Annotated in this window: 16 protein-coding genes and 1 tRNA gene; 14 read left to right on the forward strand and 3 right to left on the reverse strand. The window is 68.9% G+C overall.

Annotated features, from left to right (window positions below):
* The first annotated feature begins 290 nt into the window (after nucleotides 1-290).
* Entirely contained in the window at nucleotides 291-1,667 is a 1,377-nt protein-coding gene (locus ACWDU4_RS12040; RefSeq protein ID WP_450114130.1) for a sugar transferase, read from the forward strand.
* Nucleotides 1,668-1,671: 4 nt separating this feature from the next.
* On the opposite strand, the gene efeB is transcribed toward ACWDU4_RS12040, so the two are convergent.
* Genes efeB through efeU form a run of 3 tightly spaced genes read right to left on the reverse strand, consistent with a single transcriptional unit; the run spans nucleotide 1,672 to nucleotide 5,020 of the window.
* Nucleotides 1,672-2,961: an iron uptake transporter deferrochelatase/peroxidase subunit gene (efeB, locus tag ACWDU4_RS12045; RefSeq protein ID WP_450114131.1), complete on the reverse strand. Its 1,290-nt coding sequence runs from the start codon at nucleotides 2,959-2,961 to the stop codon at nucleotides 1,672-1,674.
* Nucleotides 2,962-2,965: 4 nt separating this feature from the next.
* Complete coding sequence (gene efeO / locus ACWDU4_RS12050; protein ID WP_450114132.1) at nucleotides 2,966-4,099, reverse strand: iron uptake system protein EfeO; 1,134 nt, start codon at nucleotides 4,097-4,099, stop codon at nucleotides 2,966-2,968.
* An 18-nt stretch (nucleotides 4,100-4,117) separates the two neighbouring features.
* Nucleotides 4,118-5,020 carry an iron uptake transporter permease EfeU gene (gene efeU, locus ACWDU4_RS12055; RefSeq protein ID WP_450114133.1) on the reverse strand — a complete coding sequence of 301 codons (903 nt, stop codon included), beginning with the start codon at nucleotides 5,018-5,020 and terminating at the stop codon, nucleotides 4,118-4,120.
* A gap of 190 nt (nucleotides 5,021-5,210) precedes the next feature.
* Here efeU and ACWDU4_RS12060 point away from each other — a divergent pair, with 190 nt between their 5' ends.
* From ACWDU4_RS12060 to ACWDU4_RS12120, 13 genes are all read left to right on the forward strand, one after another.
* Complete coding sequence (locus ACWDU4_RS12060; protein ID WP_450114165.1) at nucleotides 5,211-5,921, forward strand: lytic transglycosylase domain-containing protein; 711 nt, start codon at nucleotides 5,211-5,213, stop codon at nucleotides 5,919-5,921.
* Between the two features lie 200 nt (nucleotides 5,922-6,121).
* Nucleotides 6,122-7,408 (forward strand): phosphopyruvate hydratase, encoded by a 1,287-nt coding sequence (gene eno / locus ACWDU4_RS12065; RefSeq protein ID WP_450114134.1) that lies wholly within the window; start codon nucleotides 6,122-6,124, stop codon nucleotides 7,406-7,408.
* A gap of 237 nt (nucleotides 7,409-7,645) precedes the next feature.
* Nucleotides 7,646-8,143, forward strand: a complete 498-nt coding sequence (locus tag ACWDU4_RS12070; RefSeq protein WP_450114135.1) for an FtsB family cell division protein — start codon at nucleotides 7,646-7,648, stop codon at nucleotides 8,141-8,143.
* Nucleotides 8,140-8,679, forward strand: a complete 540-nt coding sequence (locus tag ACWDU4_RS12075; protein WP_450114136.1) for a DUF501 domain-containing protein — start codon at nucleotides 8,140-8,142, stop codon at nucleotides 8,677-8,679. Before ACWDU4_RS12070 ends, ACWDU4_RS12075 begins: the two co-directional genes overlap by 4 nt.
* Nucleotides 8,676-9,635 carry a Ppx/GppA phosphatase family protein gene (locus tag ACWDU4_RS12080; protein WP_450114137.1) on the forward strand — a complete coding sequence of 320 codons (960 nt, stop codon included), beginning with the start codon at nucleotides 8,676-8,678 and terminating at the stop codon, nucleotides 9,633-9,635. Before ACWDU4_RS12075 ends, ACWDU4_RS12080 begins: the two co-directional genes overlap by 4 nt.
* A 21-nt stretch (nucleotides 9,636-9,656) precedes the next feature.
* Nucleotides 9,657-9,730, forward strand: a tRNA-Leu gene (locus ACWDU4_RS12085).
* A gap of 473 nt (nucleotides 9,731-10,203) precedes the next feature.
* On the forward strand, nucleotides 10,204-10,332 hold the full coding sequence (locus tag ACWDU4_RS12090) for a hypothetical protein (RefSeq protein WP_450114138.1): 129 nt from the start codon (nucleotides 10,204-10,206) through the stop codon (nucleotides 10,330-10,332).
* Between the two features lie 1,215 nt (nucleotides 10,333-11,547).
* Complete coding sequence (locus ACWDU4_RS12095) at nucleotides 11,548-11,928, forward strand: SHOCT domain-containing protein (RefSeq protein ID WP_450114139.1); 381 nt, start codon at nucleotides 11,548-11,550, stop codon at nucleotides 11,926-11,928.
* A 353-nt stretch (nucleotides 11,929-12,281) separates the two neighbouring features.
* A complete protein-coding gene (locus ACWDU4_RS12100) occupies nucleotides 12,282-12,950 on the forward strand; it encodes a M23 family metallopeptidase (protein WP_450114140.1) in 669 nt (222 codons plus the stop codon).
* 127 nt (nucleotides 12,951-13,077) lie between these two features.
* Nucleotides 13,078-13,857, forward strand: a complete 780-nt coding sequence (locus ACWDU4_RS12105; RefSeq protein WP_450114141.1) for a M23 family metallopeptidase — start codon at nucleotides 13,078-13,080, stop codon at nucleotides 13,855-13,857.
* A 50-nt stretch (nucleotides 13,858-13,907) separates the two neighbouring features.
* Nucleotides 13,908-14,588 carry a nitroreductase gene (locus ACWDU4_RS12110; RefSeq protein WP_450114142.1) on the forward strand — a complete coding sequence of 227 codons (681 nt, stop codon included), beginning with the start codon at nucleotides 13,908-13,910 and terminating at the stop codon, nucleotides 14,586-14,588.
* Nucleotides 14,589-14,644: 56 nt separating this feature from the next.
* Nucleotides 14,645-15,772: a class I SAM-dependent methyltransferase gene (locus tag ACWDU4_RS12115; RefSeq protein WP_450114143.1), complete on the forward strand. Its 1,128-nt coding sequence runs from the start codon at nucleotides 14,645-14,647 to the stop codon at nucleotides 15,770-15,772.
* Between the two features lie 156 nt (nucleotides 15,773-15,928).
* The gene (locus ACWDU4_RS12120) at nucleotides 15,929-16,777 is read left to right on the forward strand and encodes a Bax inhibitor-1/YccA family protein (RefSeq protein ID WP_450114144.1); all 849 of its coding nucleotides are present in this window, start codon (nucleotides 15,929-15,931) and stop codon (nucleotides 16,775-16,777) included.
* The last annotated feature ends 24 nt before the right edge of the window (nucleotides 16,778-16,801 follow it).

Below are 16,801 nucleotides of genomic sequence, written 5' to 3' on the forward strand. Positions count from 1 at the left end.
AACCTTCTAAAACAAGGGTAAGAGTATCACTTGAGCACACGAACCAACTTGGAGTATGTTTTAGCCCAAGTTTGTTGGGGCGGATTGCAACAGGTTGGGCATTCCAGATGTGCGAATGCAACACGACGGTCGGTTCGGGGACCAAGCCGACCACACGAGACACGGCGAGCCTCGTGTGTCCAGTGTGTGGACGGCCGTTCGTGGAACCCGCCCGCGCATCCGGAGCCTGGCGACTTCCGTTGCCGCTCCCGGCACCGGCACGGCCGGGTTGGGAAGCTCGATACGGCAGGATGGCGTTCGGCATCGACGCGCTGAGCCTGCTGGCTGCGGACGCGTTCGTGTCCACGATTTATCACGACCTGTCGGTCCTCAACCTCCCGGCCAATCTCGCTGTTGCGCTCGCGGTTCCGTCACTGGCACTGTCGGCGCTGGCGCTCAATCACGCATGGGATCCACGGGTTCTCGGCTGTGGTCCCGACGAATTCCGCCGCGTCGCGTCGGCATTCGTGACGGTGATCGCGCTGATGGCGGTCGTCGGGTATGCCGCCGAGACCGCGGGCGGACACTCCTGGGTGTTCGGGGCACTGCCGCTCGCTGCGATGTCGTCGCTGGTCGGCCGCTACCTGCTGCGCAAATGGCTCCATCACCGGCGCAGGTCGGGTGCGTACCTGCGGTCGGTGGTCGCTGCAGGTGACGAGACGTCGGTTCGGGAGTTGATCCACCGAACCAAGGGGGCGGCGCACGCCGGATGGAACGTCGAGGCGGTCTGCCTCGGAGGTGCTGTGCCCGAGAACCTGCCAGTCGACGTCGCCGGGGTTCCCGTCGTCGGCACCGAACGGGACATCGTCGGGATCGTCACCCTGCACGGCTACGCGGCCGTGGCCTTGTTGCCGTCGATCGGGTGGTCGCAGTCGCGCACTCAGCGGCTCGCGTGGGACCTCGAGGGCACGGGGGCGGATCTGCTGATTGCTCCCGCGCTCATGGACATCGTCGGGCCGCGGCTGCACATCAGCCCGGTGGCGGGCACGCCGCTGCTGCAGTTGAGCGCGCCGCGTTTCACCGGACCCGCGTGGGTGGTCAAGTCGGTTCTGGATCGCGTTCTGGCGTTGGCACTGCTGGTCGCGCTGTCGCCGTTGCTGGTCTCGGTGGGCTGTGCGGTCCGGCTGACCAGTCCCGGTCCCGTGTTCTACCGGCAGACCCGGGTCGGACGTGCAGGCACGACATTCGAAATGATCAAGTTTCGGAGCATGTTTCGGGACGCCGACGCACGCTTGGCCGAGCTGGCCCGTGCCAACGAGGGAGCCGGTGTCCTGTTCAAGATCCGCGACGATCCACGCGTGACCAAGGTCGGTCACTTCATCCGGCGGTACTCCATCGACGAGCTGCCGCAGCTGTTCAACGTCGTCGCCGGGCACATGTCCCTCGTCGGTCCCCGGCCGCCGCTGATCGCCGAGGTCGAGAAGTACGACGACGGCGGTGTGCGCAGGCGGATGCTCGTCAAACCCGGTCTGACGGGCCTGTGGCAGGTCAGCGGCCGCAGCGACCTCTCCTGGGAGGAATCGGTGCGGATGGACCTGCGGTACGTCGAGAACTGGTCGATAGCGCTCGACGTGATGATCCTGTGGAAGACCGCCGCCGCCGTGTTCCGCGCCGAGGGCGCCTACTGACCGCTCACTTCTCCGCCTGACCGTTCTGGGCGAGGGAGCCGCCGAACAGTGAGGATCCCCAGAACGCGTCGCCCTCGACGCCCGGCGGCACCGCGAACACCGCGGAGCCGACGTGTTTGATGTACTCGTTCATCGCGTCGTTGCGGGCGAGGTTCTGCTGCATCGGCACGAACTGCTTCTGCGGATCCCGGCAGTAGGCGATGAAGAACAGTCCCGCGTCGAGGTGGCCGAAACCGTCGGAGCCGTCGGTGAAGTTGTATCCGCGGCGCAGGATTTCGATGCCGCCGAGTTCCTCCTTCGATGCCAGGCGCACGTGCGCGGCCTCGTCCACGAGCGGGCCCTTCGGGCCCTTCGAGTCGAGGTCGAGCTCGTCGAACTCGTCCTGCTGTCCGAGCGGAGCGCCACTGCCCTTGGCGCGGCCGATGACACGCTCCTGTTCGGTCAGCACGGTGCGGTCCCACGACTCGATCAGCATTCGGATGCGCCGGGCCACCAGGTAGGAGCCGCCGCCCATCCAGGACTGGTCGTCGGCCGGGTCCACCCAGACGAACTGGTTGACCGAGGCGTCCTCCTCGGCCTTGATGTTGCGCGTCCCATCCTTGAACCCGAACAGGTTTCGCGGAGTGGTCTGGCTCGTCGACGTGGACGAGGTACGTCCGAACCCGAGCTGCGACCACCGGACCGCGACGGTGCCGAACCCGACCCGGGCCAGGTTCCGCACCGCGTGCACCGCGACCTGCGGGTCGTTTGCACACGCCTGGATGCAGATGTCGCCGCCGCTGCGGGCAGGCTCCAGCGCGTCACCGGTGAACTTCGGCAGATCGACCAGGGCGGCGGGCCGCTTGTCCGCGATGCCGAAGCGGTCCTTGCCGTCCTTCTCGAACAGCGACGGGCCGAAGCCGATCGTCAGCGTCAGCTGGCAGGCGTCGAGATCGAGGGCCTCGCCGGTGTCGGAGGGCGGGTTGTGCGCGCCGGCACCCAGAGCGCCGTCCTCGGCCGCCTCCTTGCCGGCTGTCATCCGCTCGGCCATCACGGTCCACTTCTGCAGCAGCGCCACCAGGTCGTCGCGCGAGTCGGTGGTCACGTCGAATGCGACGAAGTGCATCCGGTCCTGCGCGGGGGTGACGATGCCGGCCTGATGGGCTCCGCGGAACTCGACCACCTCTCCGTAGGAGGAGCCGGTGTCGGGTGCGGTGAGGCGACCGACGGCAGCGCCCGCCCCGGCGGCAACGACGCCCGCTCCGACCGCGCCGAACAGGGCACGGCGGGAGATCCCGGGCCGGGAATCAGACATGGAATCAGGCTTCGGCGACGACACCTTGCACCTGGCTGACCTCGACGGACAATGCGTCGATCTTGTGCGACAGTTCCTGACGCTGCGGCTCGGTCACCGTGTCGTACGAGACGAACCCGTCACCGGCGCGGAACTGGGCGAGGGCGGCGTCGAGGTCGGCGAACCGCTGGTCGATCCGCTGACCCAGCTCCGGGTTGCGCTCGTCGATGATCGGACGGACGGAGGCGATCGCGGCCTGGGAGCCGTCCACGTTGGCCTGGAAGTCGTACAGGTCGGTGTGGCTGAAGATGTCCTCCTCGCCGGTGATCTTGGTGCGGGAGATCTCGTCGAGCAGGGTCTGGGCGCCGCCCGCCACCTGGATCGGGTCGACGGTGAAGTCCTCGGCGGCGATGCCGTCGGCGAGTTCCTGCAGGTCGGCGATCAGCTGGTCGGCCATCGCGTTGGTGTCAGGCTGCAAGCCCGTCACCCACAGGTCCTTCTCGAGCCGGTGGAAGCCGGTCCACTTCTGGCCCGGCTCGACGTCGACCTCCCGCAGGTCGATGCGCGGGTCGAGGTCGTCGGGGAAGGACTCGGCGATCGGCTCGATGCGCTCGTAGTAGGTGCGGGTGGTCGGGTACTGCGCCTTCGCCGCCGCGACGTCGCCGGCCTTGATCGCGGCCACGAAGTTCGCCGCCGTCTCCTGCAGTGCGGTGACCTGGCTGGTGACGTAGCGCTTGTAGCCGTCGGCGGCCTCGGCGAGCCGGCCCGACTCGTCCGTGGAGACCTTCGCCTCACCGGTGACGGTGAACTCCGAGCGGATGCCCTCGCCGACCATGCCCGGCTTGCAGGCGGTGTGGAAGGTGCCGGGCTCGGGCAGGTTCACGATCAGCTGCCGGGTCAGACCCGGACCGACGTTCTCGACCTCACCCATCACCCGGTCACCTGCGCCGTAGACGTAGAACTCGGTGACCTTCGATCCGTTGTTGGTGATCGAGAAGGTGGTGGTGCCGGTGGTCGCGGTGTTCGCCGCGATGTCGCAGGTGGTGTCGGTCGCGGTGACCGCGATCGCGTCTGCGTCCGACTCGGTCTTCGCGGTGCACGCCGCGAGCGCGAGCGGGGTCAGCGCCAGCAGGGCCAGGGCGGGGGTGGATCGACGCACGGTGGTGGTGCCTTTCGGTTACGCGGGAAGGTCGGACGTTGCGGATGACGCGGGCTTCGGCGCCGCGGGCTGCTTCTTGGTGACCGGGCGCAGGAACAGCGGCAGCACGATCACGATGTAGGCGACCCACGCGACGACCTGCAGCACCGTCGGGTCGGGGCGGAAGTTGAAGATGCCCTGCAGCACGGTGCCGTACCAGCTGGAGGTGTCGAAGCTCGCGGACGCGTCGAACGCGAGGTTCGAGCCGCCGGGCAGCCAGCCGGCGATCTGCAGGGCGCGGACACCGTAGGCGAGGATGCCTGCCGCGACGACGATCAGGAAGACGCCGGTGTACTTGAAGAACTTCGCGAAGTTGATCCGGACGGCGCCGAAGTACAGCAGCACGGTCAGCACCGCGGCGACCGCGATGCCGAGCAGCAGTCCGATGAGCGGCCAGACGCTGTTGCCCGCGTTCTCCGCGTACCCGACGAGCAGTAGCGCGGTCTCGACGCCCTCGCGGCCGACGGCGAAGAACGCCATCGCGGCGACGGCGACCGGGCCGACCGCGAGGGCCTTCCCGAGGCTGTCCTTGAGGTGGCCGGAGATGGACGCGGCGGCGGTGCGCATCCACAGCACCATCGCGGTCACGATCGCGACCGCGACGAGAGAGGCGATGCCGCTGATCAATTCGGCTGCGGTGCCGGTGACGGTGGAGGTGCCGAAGTGGATGGCGGCGAAGATGATCGCCACCATCGCGACGGCGGCGCCGACGCCGAGCCACACCCACTTGAGGGCGTCGCGGCGGTCCGACTTGACCAGGAACGCGATCAGGATCATGACCACGATGCCGGTTTCGAGGCCTTCGCGGAGTCCGATGAGGCCGCTGCCGAACAGCTGGGTCGCGATGCTCGGCGCGGTGGCGTCGGCGGCGAGTGCGAGCACGGGTGGCCCCTCATTCTGTGCGTGGTCACCCGCCCGAATTCAGGGAAGGCGAACCTTGGTAGCTCCCGGATAAGGTAGCACTTACCACAAGCCGGATTCGGGGTGGTGCCTGGGTGCCCGATATGCCCGGATTGGTTGCCGAGGGTTCGCGGTGTGGATGATGGACACGGTGACCCGCCGAACCGTGACAATGGGAGGCGTCGCTGCCTCGCTCACCTTCGCGGCCGTCCTTTCCGGCTGCTCGCAGCAGCCGACGGTGCCGATTCCGCAGGACGTCCCACCGCGGCCCGGCGCGCCGCTGCCGCCGATCGACGTCGACGGTCCCGGCCGCACCGCCGACCGGCTCGCCGACTGGGCCTCCGGGGTGTCCGACGCGATCGGCGTCTCGGGGACCGCGCTGGAGGCGTACGGGTACGCCGCTGCGGTGATGGCGCAGTCGCGGCCCGACTGCGGGCTCGCCTGGACCACACTCGCCGGCATCGCCGGGGTGGAGAGCAGGCACGGCACTCATCGGGGTGCCCGGGTGGCCGCCGACGGCACTGTCGCCCCGCCGATCCGCGGCATCCCGCTCGACGGCGGACCGGGTGTCGCCGAGATCCCCGACACCGATGGCGGTGCGATGGACGGCGACCCGGTGCACGACCGGGCAATGGGACCGCTGCAGTTCATCCCGGAGACCTGGCGCCGCTGGGGCGTCGACGCCAACGGCGACGGGGTCGCGGACCCCGACAACATCGACGACGCCGCGCTGACCGCCGGTCGGTACCTGTGCGCCCGCGGCGGCGACCTCACCACCGAAGCGGGCTGGCGGCAGGCGCTGATGGCGTACAACCTGTCCGGCCAGTACCTGCTCGACGTCCGGGACCGGGCCAACACCTATGCCGTGAAGAGTGCACCGTGAGTCGCCGTGTGGGGCGCGCTGTGACTCGCCGTGCGGAGCGCGCTGTGACTCATCACCCGGCGTGTGCCACGGCACCGCAGCCGGTTGCCGCGGTTAGGCTCAGACCTGGCACTATGTAGCGAAATCGTCAACGCCCCGCGCAGCCGGGCCGTGTTGGCGTCGCCCACACAACGAAAAGCCGCCAATAAGGAGAACCATCCGTGGCCATCATTGAGCAGGTCGGAGCCCGCGAGATCCTCGATTCGCGAGGCAACCCCACGGTCGAGGTCGAGGTGCTGCTCGACGACGGCACGTTCGCACGTGCCGCGGTGCCGTCGGGTGCGTCGACCGGCGAGCACGAGGCCGTCGAGCTGCGTGACGGTGGCGACCGCTACAACGGCAAGGGCGTGCAGAAGGCCGTCGAGGCCGTGCTCGGTGAGATCGCACCGGCCATCATCGGCATCGACGCCGCCGAGCAGCGCGCCGTCGACCAGGCCCTCCTCGACGAGGACGGCACCCCGGACAAGTCCCGCCTCGGCGCCAACGCGCTGCTCGGCGCGTCGCTGGCCGTCGCGCGTGCTGCTGCCGAGTCCTCCGGCCTCGAGCTCTTCCGCTACGTCGGTGGCCCGAACGCGCACGTGCTGCCCGTGCCGATGATGAACATCCTCAACGGTGGCGCGCACGCCGACACCGGTGTCGACGTCCAGGAGTTCATGGTCGCGCCGGTCGGCGCCGCCACGTTCAAGGAGTCGCTGCGCTGGGGCGCCGAGGTCTACCACTCGCTCAAGTCGGTGCTCAAGGCCAAGGGCCTGTCCACCGGCCTCGGCGACGAGGGCGGCTTCGCGCCCGACGTCGCGGGCACCAAGGCCGCGCTCGACCTGATCAGCGAGGCCATCGGCAAGACCGGCCTGAAGCTGGGCACCGACGTCGCGCTCGCTCTCGACGTCGCGGCCACCGAGTTCTACACCGACGGCACCGGCTACAAGTTCGAGGGCCAGAACCGCACCGCCGCCGAGATGGGCGCGTTCTACGCGGAGCTGCTCGGCGCGTACCCGCTCGTGTCCATTGAGGACCCGCTCAGCGAGGACGATTGGGAGGGCTGGGTCGCGCTCACCGAGGCGATCGGCGACAAGATCCAGCTCGTCGGCGACGACCTGTTCGTCACCAACCCGGAGCGTCTCGAGGACGGCATCGTCAAGGGTGCGGCGAACGCGCTCCTGGTGAAGGTCAACCAGATCGGCACCCTGACCGAGACCCTCGACGCCGTCGACCTCGCGCACCGCAACGGCTACAAGACGATGATGAGCCACCGGTCCGGCGAGACCGAGGACACCACCATCGCCGACCTCGCCGTCGCCGTCGGCAGCGGCCAGATCAAGACCGGTGCCCCCGCCCGCTCCGAGCGCGTCGCCAAGTACAACCAGCTCCTGCGGATCGAGGAGTCCCTCGGGGACGCCGCCCGCTACGCCGGCGAGCTCGCGTTCCCGCGTTTCGCGTTCGGCGCCTGATCCGGCCGACCGATCATGAGCCAGCGCGGCAGGTCCCGACCGGGCGGTAGCCCGGGAGGCCGTGATCCCCGTCGCAGCCGCGGCGGGGAGGGGGCGCGACGCCCGTCGTCGCGGACCCGCCCCACGGGATCTGCCGCGCCCGGCGACCCGGACACCTCCGGCCCGCCGGAGGCCACCGGAGCAACACCGTCGCCGACCGAGAAGCCGGTCGGCGCACGGTCCCGTCGTCGCCGACCGGTGGCGCCGACCCCCGAACGGACCATCCTCGGGCTTTCCACCGCCCGTGCGGTCGTCCTCGCGATGGTGATCTGCGCGCTGGCACTGACCCTGGCGGTCCCGCTGCGCACCTACCTCACCCAGCGCAGCGAGGCCGAGCAGGTCGCCGAGCAGCGGGAGCAGCTCGAAGCCGACGTCGCGCGGCTCACGCGCGAGAACCAGCAGGCCGACGACCCGGCCTACGTGCGGGCGCAGGCCCGCGAACGGTTGCAGTACGTGATGCCGGGGGAGACCCCGTACCAGGTGCAGTTGCCGGGCGCGACCGCCCCGCCCGTCGAGGACCTCACCAAGCCCAAGCACGACGGCGACCCCTGGTACACGGACCTGTGGCGGCCGATCGTCGAGCCGCAACCCGACCCGACCGCGACCCCCGCACCGGCGCCGCAGGCACCCGCCCCCGCACCCGACGGTGCCGGGTCGATGACCATTCCACAAGATCAAGGAGGGCCCACCGGGTGACCGAGCCGGCCGAGAACAACGTTCCCCAGGCGGACCTGGAGGTCGTCGCAGCGCAGCTGGGCCGCGAGCCGCGCGGTGTGCTCGCGATCGCGTACCGCGCACCCGACGGCACCCCCGGAGTCGTCAAGACTGCGCCGCGCCTGCCCGACGGCACGCCTTTCCCCACGCTCTACTACCTCACCGACCCGCGGTTGACCGCCGAGGCGAGCAGGCAGGAGTCGGCCGGCGTGATGAAGGAGATGACCGAGCGCCTGTCCAGCGACCCCGAACTCGCTGACGCGTATCGCCGCGCGCACGAGTCGTATCTCGCCGAGCGCAACGAAATCGACTCGCTCGGAACGGATTTCACCGGCGGCGGGATGCCCGACCGGGTCAAGTGTCTGCACGTGCTGATGGCGCACGCCCTGGCCAAGGGGCCGGGCGTGAACCCGTTCGGTGACGAGTCCGTCGCCCTCGCCGCCGACGCCGGGCTGCGTGGCACCGCCATTCCCGAGGACTGGCCGCGGTATGTCGCACCGGAAGGCCGCGCCGAATGAGCAGCGTTGCCGGGCAGCGGGTCGCCGCGATCGACTGCGGCACCAACTCGATCCGTCTGCTCGTCGCGGACGCCGACGAGAGCGGCCGCCTCACCGACGTGGTCCGGGAGATGCGTGTCAACCGACTCGGCCAGGGCGTCGACGCCAACGGGCGGTTCGCCCCCGAGGCGATCGAACGCACCCGGGTTGCGCTCGAGGAGTACGCGGGGATGATCCGCGAGACCGGTGCCGTCAAGGTCCGGATGGTCGCGACGTCCGCCACACGGGATGCCGCGAACCGTGAGGACTTCTTCGCGATGACGCGTGAGGTGCTCGGCGCCGTGATCCCCGGGGCCGGCGCCGAGGTGATCACCGGCGACGAGGAGGCGCGGCTGTCGTTCGCCGGTGCGGTCGGCGAACTCGACCCGGCGACAGGACCTTTCGTCGTCGTGGACCTCGGTGGCGGTTCCACCGAGGTGGTCCTCGGCGACGGGGGAGGGGTACACGCCGCGTATTCCACCGACATCGGTTGCGTTCGGCTCACCGAACGGTGCCTGCACGACGATCCGCCCACAGAGGACCAGGTCCTGGCGGCGCAGGCCTTCGCGGCCGAGAAGCTCGGCGAGGCGTTCGACCGGGTACCCGTCGAGCAGGCGCGCACCTGGGTCGGTGTCGCGGGCACCATGACCACCCTCGCCGCGGTGTCTCTGGATCTGCCGCACTACGACGCCGAGCAGGTGCACCTGTCGCGGATGTCGCTGGAGCGGCTGCACGAGGTCAACCACAGCCTTCTGCACATGACGCACGAGCAGCGCGCCGCGATCGCCACGATCCATCCGGGCCGGGTCGACGTGATCGGTGGCGGCGCGATCGTCGCCGACGTTCTCGGCCGGGAACTCTCCCGCCGCGCCGGCATCACCGAGCTGATCGTCAGCGAGCACGACATCCTGGACGGGATCGCACTCTCGGTGCTCTGATTTCCACCACGGCTTCGGCCGGCCCCCATAGCCCAATTGGCAGAGGCAGCGGACTTAAAATCCGCAAAGTGTCGGTTCGAGTCCGACTGGGGGCACTCGATCGCCACGCCGCGGGACACCTCCGACGTGGTCGCCGACTGACGCCGCCGGCGAGCCCGGACGGTACGTGTTCGGTTGGACACCGCGCTTCGTGGGTCGTTGCAGGCTCTCTGCGCGGCCATTCTGTCCCCAGGTCGGTCGCCGGCCTCGTCACCGTCCCGGGGCGCGCCTCACATCGGGACCATCGCCATGGATTCTCAGCCGCCCATTCGCGTAATACCCGGTCATTCTTCACATTTGGAACCGCCTGCTGTGGTGTGACCGGGAGCGGTGCCTCTTCGTGTCGGGTCCATTGGGGAAACTCCAGGTATTGCGGAGGTTGCTTGCCGGCGAACTCTGTGTGCTCGTCCAGGGTGTTTGCCTGAGGTTCATGTAGAGGGCGCCATTACGGTGCTTTTCCTCTGGTACCAATGTGTCCGGCGCGCGAGAGATGCGCCGAAATCACCTCTCGATCAACAGGAGTCGTTCCATGGGTTCGTCCGAAGAAGACCTCAAGCTCATCAAGCAGATCCAGCCGATCGTCAGCGGTGTCGGCACCATCGTCGGTGGTCTGGGTGCAGTCCTGACCGTCGTCGGTGCGGCTGCTGCCTTCAGCTGATCGACGCTGACCGAGCTCCAAACGAAACGCCTCCCACCGCAGCCCCCCTCAGGTGGGGGGCGTTTCGTCGTTTCGGGGGGTCTGCATCCACCCGCATACCCCGTTGCGACGGGTGCGGCGACGAGATCGATGTCGAGATGGTCGGTTCAGATTCCCACTGCCGCAGCCGTTCTCGTCGCATCTACGTGCCCGGGAAGCGGTGACCAGAGGTGCCGGCGCGGCGTACCGGGGAGTGATGTGATGGAGGCCGGCGCGAGATATCCATAGCGAACTTTTAGCCGATGACGGCAGGAGGAGCCCGATCGGGTGCTCCGGCGCCGACTGGCGGCGCCGGAGCGCGGCGCGCCCCAAGAGTCCCATCCCGGGCGCGCCGCGGTAACTGTAGCCAATCGTCGGTGAAAAATGTTGCAGCCGATTTGAACAGTGTGGAACGCGCGCTTCGGTCGACTCGAGGTTGACCAGAGAGGTCTCTGTCGGTTGGGGGTGGTCTGTGAGATCGCCGGGGTGTGCACTCGCCGGCCGGACGGAGTTTGCCTGTCAATAGCACGGGCGAATCGGCGCGGGGTGGTCAACTGGACCGCCGACGGGTCCGGCCGTACGGTCGCCTGCGGTGGTGACGTAGCGCGAGTTTCTGCCAGGCGAACCGGTCTGTCGGTCGAACGGGGGCCGGGTCGAACCCGTCGGGTCGCGCCCGGCGGCCGTCCGGCACCCGAGCGGTCATCAACTTTTGGACGACTGTTCAGTTGAAACACACCCACGGGGCGCCTCGGTGTCGTACCGTTCCGTTCGACAGTACGAAATGCACCGAAGGAGCAATCATGGGTAGCGCGGAAACCATTCTCATCGGCGTTCTCTCGCAGGTTCTGACCGATCTGCTCAAGGATGCGCTGGGCTCGTAGGTGCCGACGGCCTCTGGGGTCGAATTCGCCGCGAAACGCGCGCGGGCGCGCCTGCGCCGGGACGTGCGGATCGATGCCCGCCACTCCGTCTGGAGTGGCGGGCATCGATCGTTCCGGGTGGGGATGCGCCCTGCGACGCGTGTCGTTCAAACGTCAGATAGCAACGCTGGAGCAAAATGGTGTGCGATGCTGTGCGCGCGCGGCCTGGACCACGGGTTCGGGGTGCGTTCCCTCGGGGGCGCGGTTCGTCCCTCGAAGTGCGTTGCCCCGTCCCGGACCACGGGGTGGGTCCTCCTCGTGAAAGTGGTTGCACCTCATGCTCGACTCGTTCTGGGAACTGCTCTGGTACACCCTGCTCGTCTTCGCCTTCGTCGCGTACCTGATCGTCCTGTTCCAGATCATCGGTGACCTGTTCCGGGACCGGAAGACCAGCGGCTGGATCAAGGTCGTGTGGATCATCTTCCTCGTCGTGTTCCCGTACCTGACCGCGTTCGTGTACCTCATTGCCCGTGGCCGGGGCATGACCGAACGGTCCGTCGCGGCGCATGCGGAGGCGCAGGAGGCAGCCGACGCGTACATCAAGAAGGTTGCGGGCGCCACGCCGGCCGACGCGATCGCGTCGGCGAAGTCGCTGCTCGATGCGGGCACCATCACGCCGGCCGAATACGACCAGCTCAAGGCCAAGGCGCTGGCCTAGGCCTCCAGGGTCCCGAAGGCCCCTGCCCCGCGTCCCCGAGGACGCGCGGCGGGGGCCTTTTTCGTGTCCGGAACCGAGCACGGCCGAGCCGGATCTCGCCGCGAAACGGCGATACTGTGACTGATATCACTGTGCAGTGTACGAACTTCAGGAAGGTGCTGGACCTGCCGTTTTCGGCATCGGCCTCATCAAGATCAATTTTTGATAAATATTTGGTCACGATCGACGTGTCGAGATGACTTCGTTACGTTCGTCTGCGTTCCGGGGGATCCCGGTCGTGCTGGGGAAGTGCGCGACCGAGCCAGTGGATGACGACGCGCCCCGCGTCGCGACGAAGATTGAAGGAAACAACTGTGGCCAACACCCACAGGACGGTTACTCGTTCTCACACGCTCACCCGCCGCTTCACTCTCTCGGCTGCCGCAGTCGTGACCGGCGCCATCGCCGTCGCCGGTGTCCAGTTCGGCGCCGGCGCCGCCTCGGCCCAGCCGATTCAGGTCCCGGCCGGCGTCCTGCCCGCCGGGGTTCAGGTCCCCGCGATCGACGTGCCCGCCGGTCCCGCCGGGGACTGGGCCGCGGGATTGCTCGCCGCGGTCGGCCCCGGCAGCGGCACGCCCTTCAAGGCTCGGACGGTGCAGCCGGTCTCCGGGACCCTGAGTTCGGGCTACGGCGCGCGCTGGGGGACTCACCACGGCGGTATCGACATCGCCGCGCCGATCGGTACGCCGATCCAGGCCGCTGCCGACGGCGAGGTCATCAACGCCGGACCCGCGTCCGGGTTCGGACAGTGGGTTCGCATCCGGCACGACGACGGCACGGTCACCGTCTACGGCCACGTCGACACGTACTCGGTGCACGTGGGTCAGCGGGTCGCGGCCGGGCAGCAGATCGCCACCGTCGGCAACCGAGGCCAGTCGACCGGCCCGCACCTGCACTTCGAGGCGTGGGACGCCGCAGGCAACCGGCTGAACCCGAATGCCTGGCTCGGCGACCGCGGCGTCGTGCCCACCTGGGGTTCCTGATCCGACCCGACATCAAGGTTCGGTAAATGTAGACGGGGTCGAGACCATCTTGTTATCTTCGGACGCGGACAAACGGTGCGCAGGAACCTGCGGGCCGCCGACCGAAGAAACGGATGAGGTATCGCCCGTGGCAGATCATCGCAGTTCAGGGGCGCGCACCGTCGCGTTCGCCGTCGTCGATCCCGACGCCGTCCGCGGTCGTCACCGCGCTCCTGCTCAAGGTCACGGAACGGGCGTCAAGGCCGCCACCGTGGCTGCTGCGACCGGTGCGATCATCGTCGGCGGTGCTCAGCTCGGCGGTGCCACCGCCGGGGCGGCCACCGTCGACATTCCGGTTCTGCCGTCCGACGTCACCGCTGGTCTGCGCTCGGTCGGTGTCGAGGTGCCCGCGACGGTGGAGGTGCCGGACCTCGCCGCGGACTCGATCCCCGGATTCGCGACCGCCAAGCAGTGGGTCGAGGACCAGAACTTCGGTTCCACGAACCCGTTGCCCGCGCGCACCGTCCAACCGGTCAACGGCACGCTGACCTCCGACTTCGGTTCCCGGTGGGGCGCGCACCACGGCGGCCTCGACATCGCCGCGCCGATCGGCACCCCGATCCTCGCCGCCGAGGACGGAACCGTGATCTCCGCGGGGCAGGCATCCGGCTTCGGGTTGTGGGTGCGGGTGATGCACGCCGACCGGACGATCACCGTCTACGGCCACGTCAACGACTACCAGGTGGCCGTCGGGCAGCAGGTCTCCGCCGGCCAGCAGATCGCGACCGTCGGCAACCGTGGCCAGTCCACGGGGCCGCACCTGCACTTCGAGGTGTGGGATCCGCAGGGCAACAAGGTCGACCCGTCGGCGTGGCTGCGCGACAACGGCGTCTCGGTCACCTGGGGCAACAACGGCCGCAACGTCTGAGTGGGACCGGTCGTGACGCCCCGGAATTCGACTCTCTAGGATCGGAATTCGTGACCGACACCGCCGTGGAACCCGCAACCCTCGCGACCCTGCTCTCATCGCGATTCAGTTGCCGAGCGTTCCTTCCCGATCCGGTCCCCGAGGACGTGATCGTCGAGATCCTCACGATGGCCCAGCGAACGCCGTCGTGGTGCAACACCCAGCCGTGGCAGGTCGCCGTCACCGATGGTGACGCCACCGAACGCTTCCGGCGCGGGCTCGCCGAGGCCGTGCGCTCGGTCGCGCAGGCCCCGGACATCGAGTTCCCCAGCGGATACCACGGGGTGTACCAGGATCGGCGCAAGGAGTGCGCGCTGCAGCTGTACTCGAGCCTCGGCATCGCCGGAGATCGGCAGGCATCCGCCGAGCAGACGCTGAAGAACTTCGACCTGTTCGGTGCCCCGCACGTCGCGATCGTCACCACCGACGCCGCTCTCGGCACCTACGCCGCCGTCGACTGCGGGCTCTACGTCAACACCTTCCTGCTCGCCGCGCAGAGCCTCGGGGTTGCCACAGTGCCGCAGGCGGCACTGGCCGGATGCGCCCCGTACGTGCGGGACTTCTTCGAGATCCCCGACGACCGGAACGTGCTGTGCGCCATCTCCTTCGGGTATCCCGACCTGGCCCATCCGGCGAACACGTTCCGCACCGGCCGCGCCGACCTGGATTCCGTCGTCACCTGGGTGTCCTAGCGGCGGGATCCGGGGACGGATCGGGAGACCTGCCGCGCACCTGAGAGACTGGGCGGGTGCCGGTCCCCGAGGAACTCTTCGCCACCCTGCGTCGCCATCCCGACGTCGAGGCGCCCAACCTGTATGCCGTCGACGGTGCCGACCGGCTGATCCTCGACGAGGCCGCTGTGGCGCTCGCGGCGGCGCCGCCGGGCGCGGTCGCGGTGATCGGCGACCGGTACGGCGCGCTGACCCTGGGGGCGGTCGCCGGGTTCGGGGCGAGCAAGGTTCGGGTGCATCAGGATCCGTTGACCGGGGAGCTCGCGCTCGCGGGCAACGCCGACCGCGCGGGCCTCGTCGGCAGGTACCGGCAGTGCGCGCTGGGGGAGGAGCTGCTCGCCGGTGCGACGGTGGTGCTCGTGCAACTGCCGCGCAGCCTGAGCGCACTCACGGAGATGGCGGAAACCGTTGCGCGGTATGCGGATCCGTCGGTGGTCGTGTACGCCGGCGGTCGCGACAAGCACCTCACCCACGCCTTCAACGACGTGCTCGCCTCGTGCTTCGCCGACGTGCACGCAACCCGGGGACGGCAGAAGTCCCGCGTCCTCGTCGCCGCGAAGCCGATACCGGTGCCGGGGACCTATCCCCGGCGTGAACGCCTCGCGGAACTGGGGCTCGACGTGGTCGCGCACGGTGCGGCGTTCGCCGGACCGGCGCTCGACATCGGCACCCGGTTCCTGCTCGATTTCCTGCCTCGCACCGACCCGACCGCACGCACGGCCGTCGACCTGGGCTGTGGCACCGGGATCCTCGCGGTCTCCCTCGCGCGGCTGCGACCGGACCTGACCGTGATCGCCACCGACCAGTCGGCGGCCGCCGTCGCGTCCGCCGCGGCCACCGCCCACGCCAACGGGGCGGCCGGGCGCGTCACCGCGCTGCGCGACGACGCGATGTCGACCCTCTCCGACGGCAGCGTGGACCTGATCGTGTGCAACCCGCCGTTCCACGTCGGTGCCGCGGTGCACACCGGTGCCGCTCTGGCGATGTTCCGGGCCGCCGGCCGCGTCCTGCGCCCCGGCGGTGAGCTGTGGACGGTGTACAACTCACATCTCGGCTACAAACCCGAGCTGACCGCGGCCGTCGGGCCCACCGAGCAGGTCGGGCGTAACCCGAAGTTCACCGTCACCCGCTCCGTGGCGCGGTGATCCGGAGGTCGGGACGGTAGAGTCCGAATTGTCCGTCCCCGGGAACTTACTCGCAGGGCGCGGTCGTTGTACGGACAAGTGGGCGGGACAGACCCGCCGCAGTCGCGTCAAAATGACACGACAGGCCCACGGGCCATGAAAGAAGGGACACGCACGGTGCGCACCACCAGCAACCCGGTGTTCCGCAACCTCCCGAAGCAGGAGGGCGGATACGCCTCGTTCGGTTCTGCCGCGGCGGGCGCCGGGCAGATGACCCAGCAGTTCGGCCAGCCGCAGTACACGCAGGCCGAGCCCTACACCACCGGACCCGCCCAGCGGTCCATGACAATTGACGACGTCGTCACCAAGACGGGCATCACGCTCGGTGTGCTGACGATCGCCGCGATCATCTCGTACTCGCTCTCGCACGGGAACCCGGGCCTGGCGTCGGCGTTCGTCATCGGTGGCGGTCTCGTCGGCCTCGTGCTGGTGATGGTCGCCAGCTTCGGTCGCAAGATGGACAATCCGGCGATCGTGCTGGCGTACGCGGCCTGCGAGGGACTGTTCCTGGGCGCGCTGTCGCTGATGTTCACCGACGTCCAGTTCGGCGGGGTCGGCGGAGCCGCACTGATCGCGCAGGCCGTGCTCGGTACGTTCGGTGTGTTCTTCGGCATGCTCGTCGTCTACAAGACCGGCGCCATCCGCGTCACGCCGCGGCTGACCCGGATGATCATCGGCGCCCTGATCGGTGTCGTGGTGCTCTCGCTCGGCAACCTGATCGCCAGCTTCTTCATCGATGGTGGACTGGGTCTGCGGGACGGCGGCGGACTGGCGATCATCTTCAGCCTCGTCTGCATCGGCATCGCCGCGTTCAGCTTCCTGCTGGACTTCGACGCCGCCGACCAGCTGATCCGCGCCCAGGCGCCGGAGAAGGCGGCGTGGGGCGTCGCCCTCGGCCTGACCGTCACCCTGGTCTGGCTGTACGTCGAGATCCTGCGTCTGCTGAGCTACTTCAACAACGACTAGCGGACTCCGCCGAACGGGCGGTTA

Source organism: Rhodococcus sp. NPDC003348, from assembly GCF_053589375.1.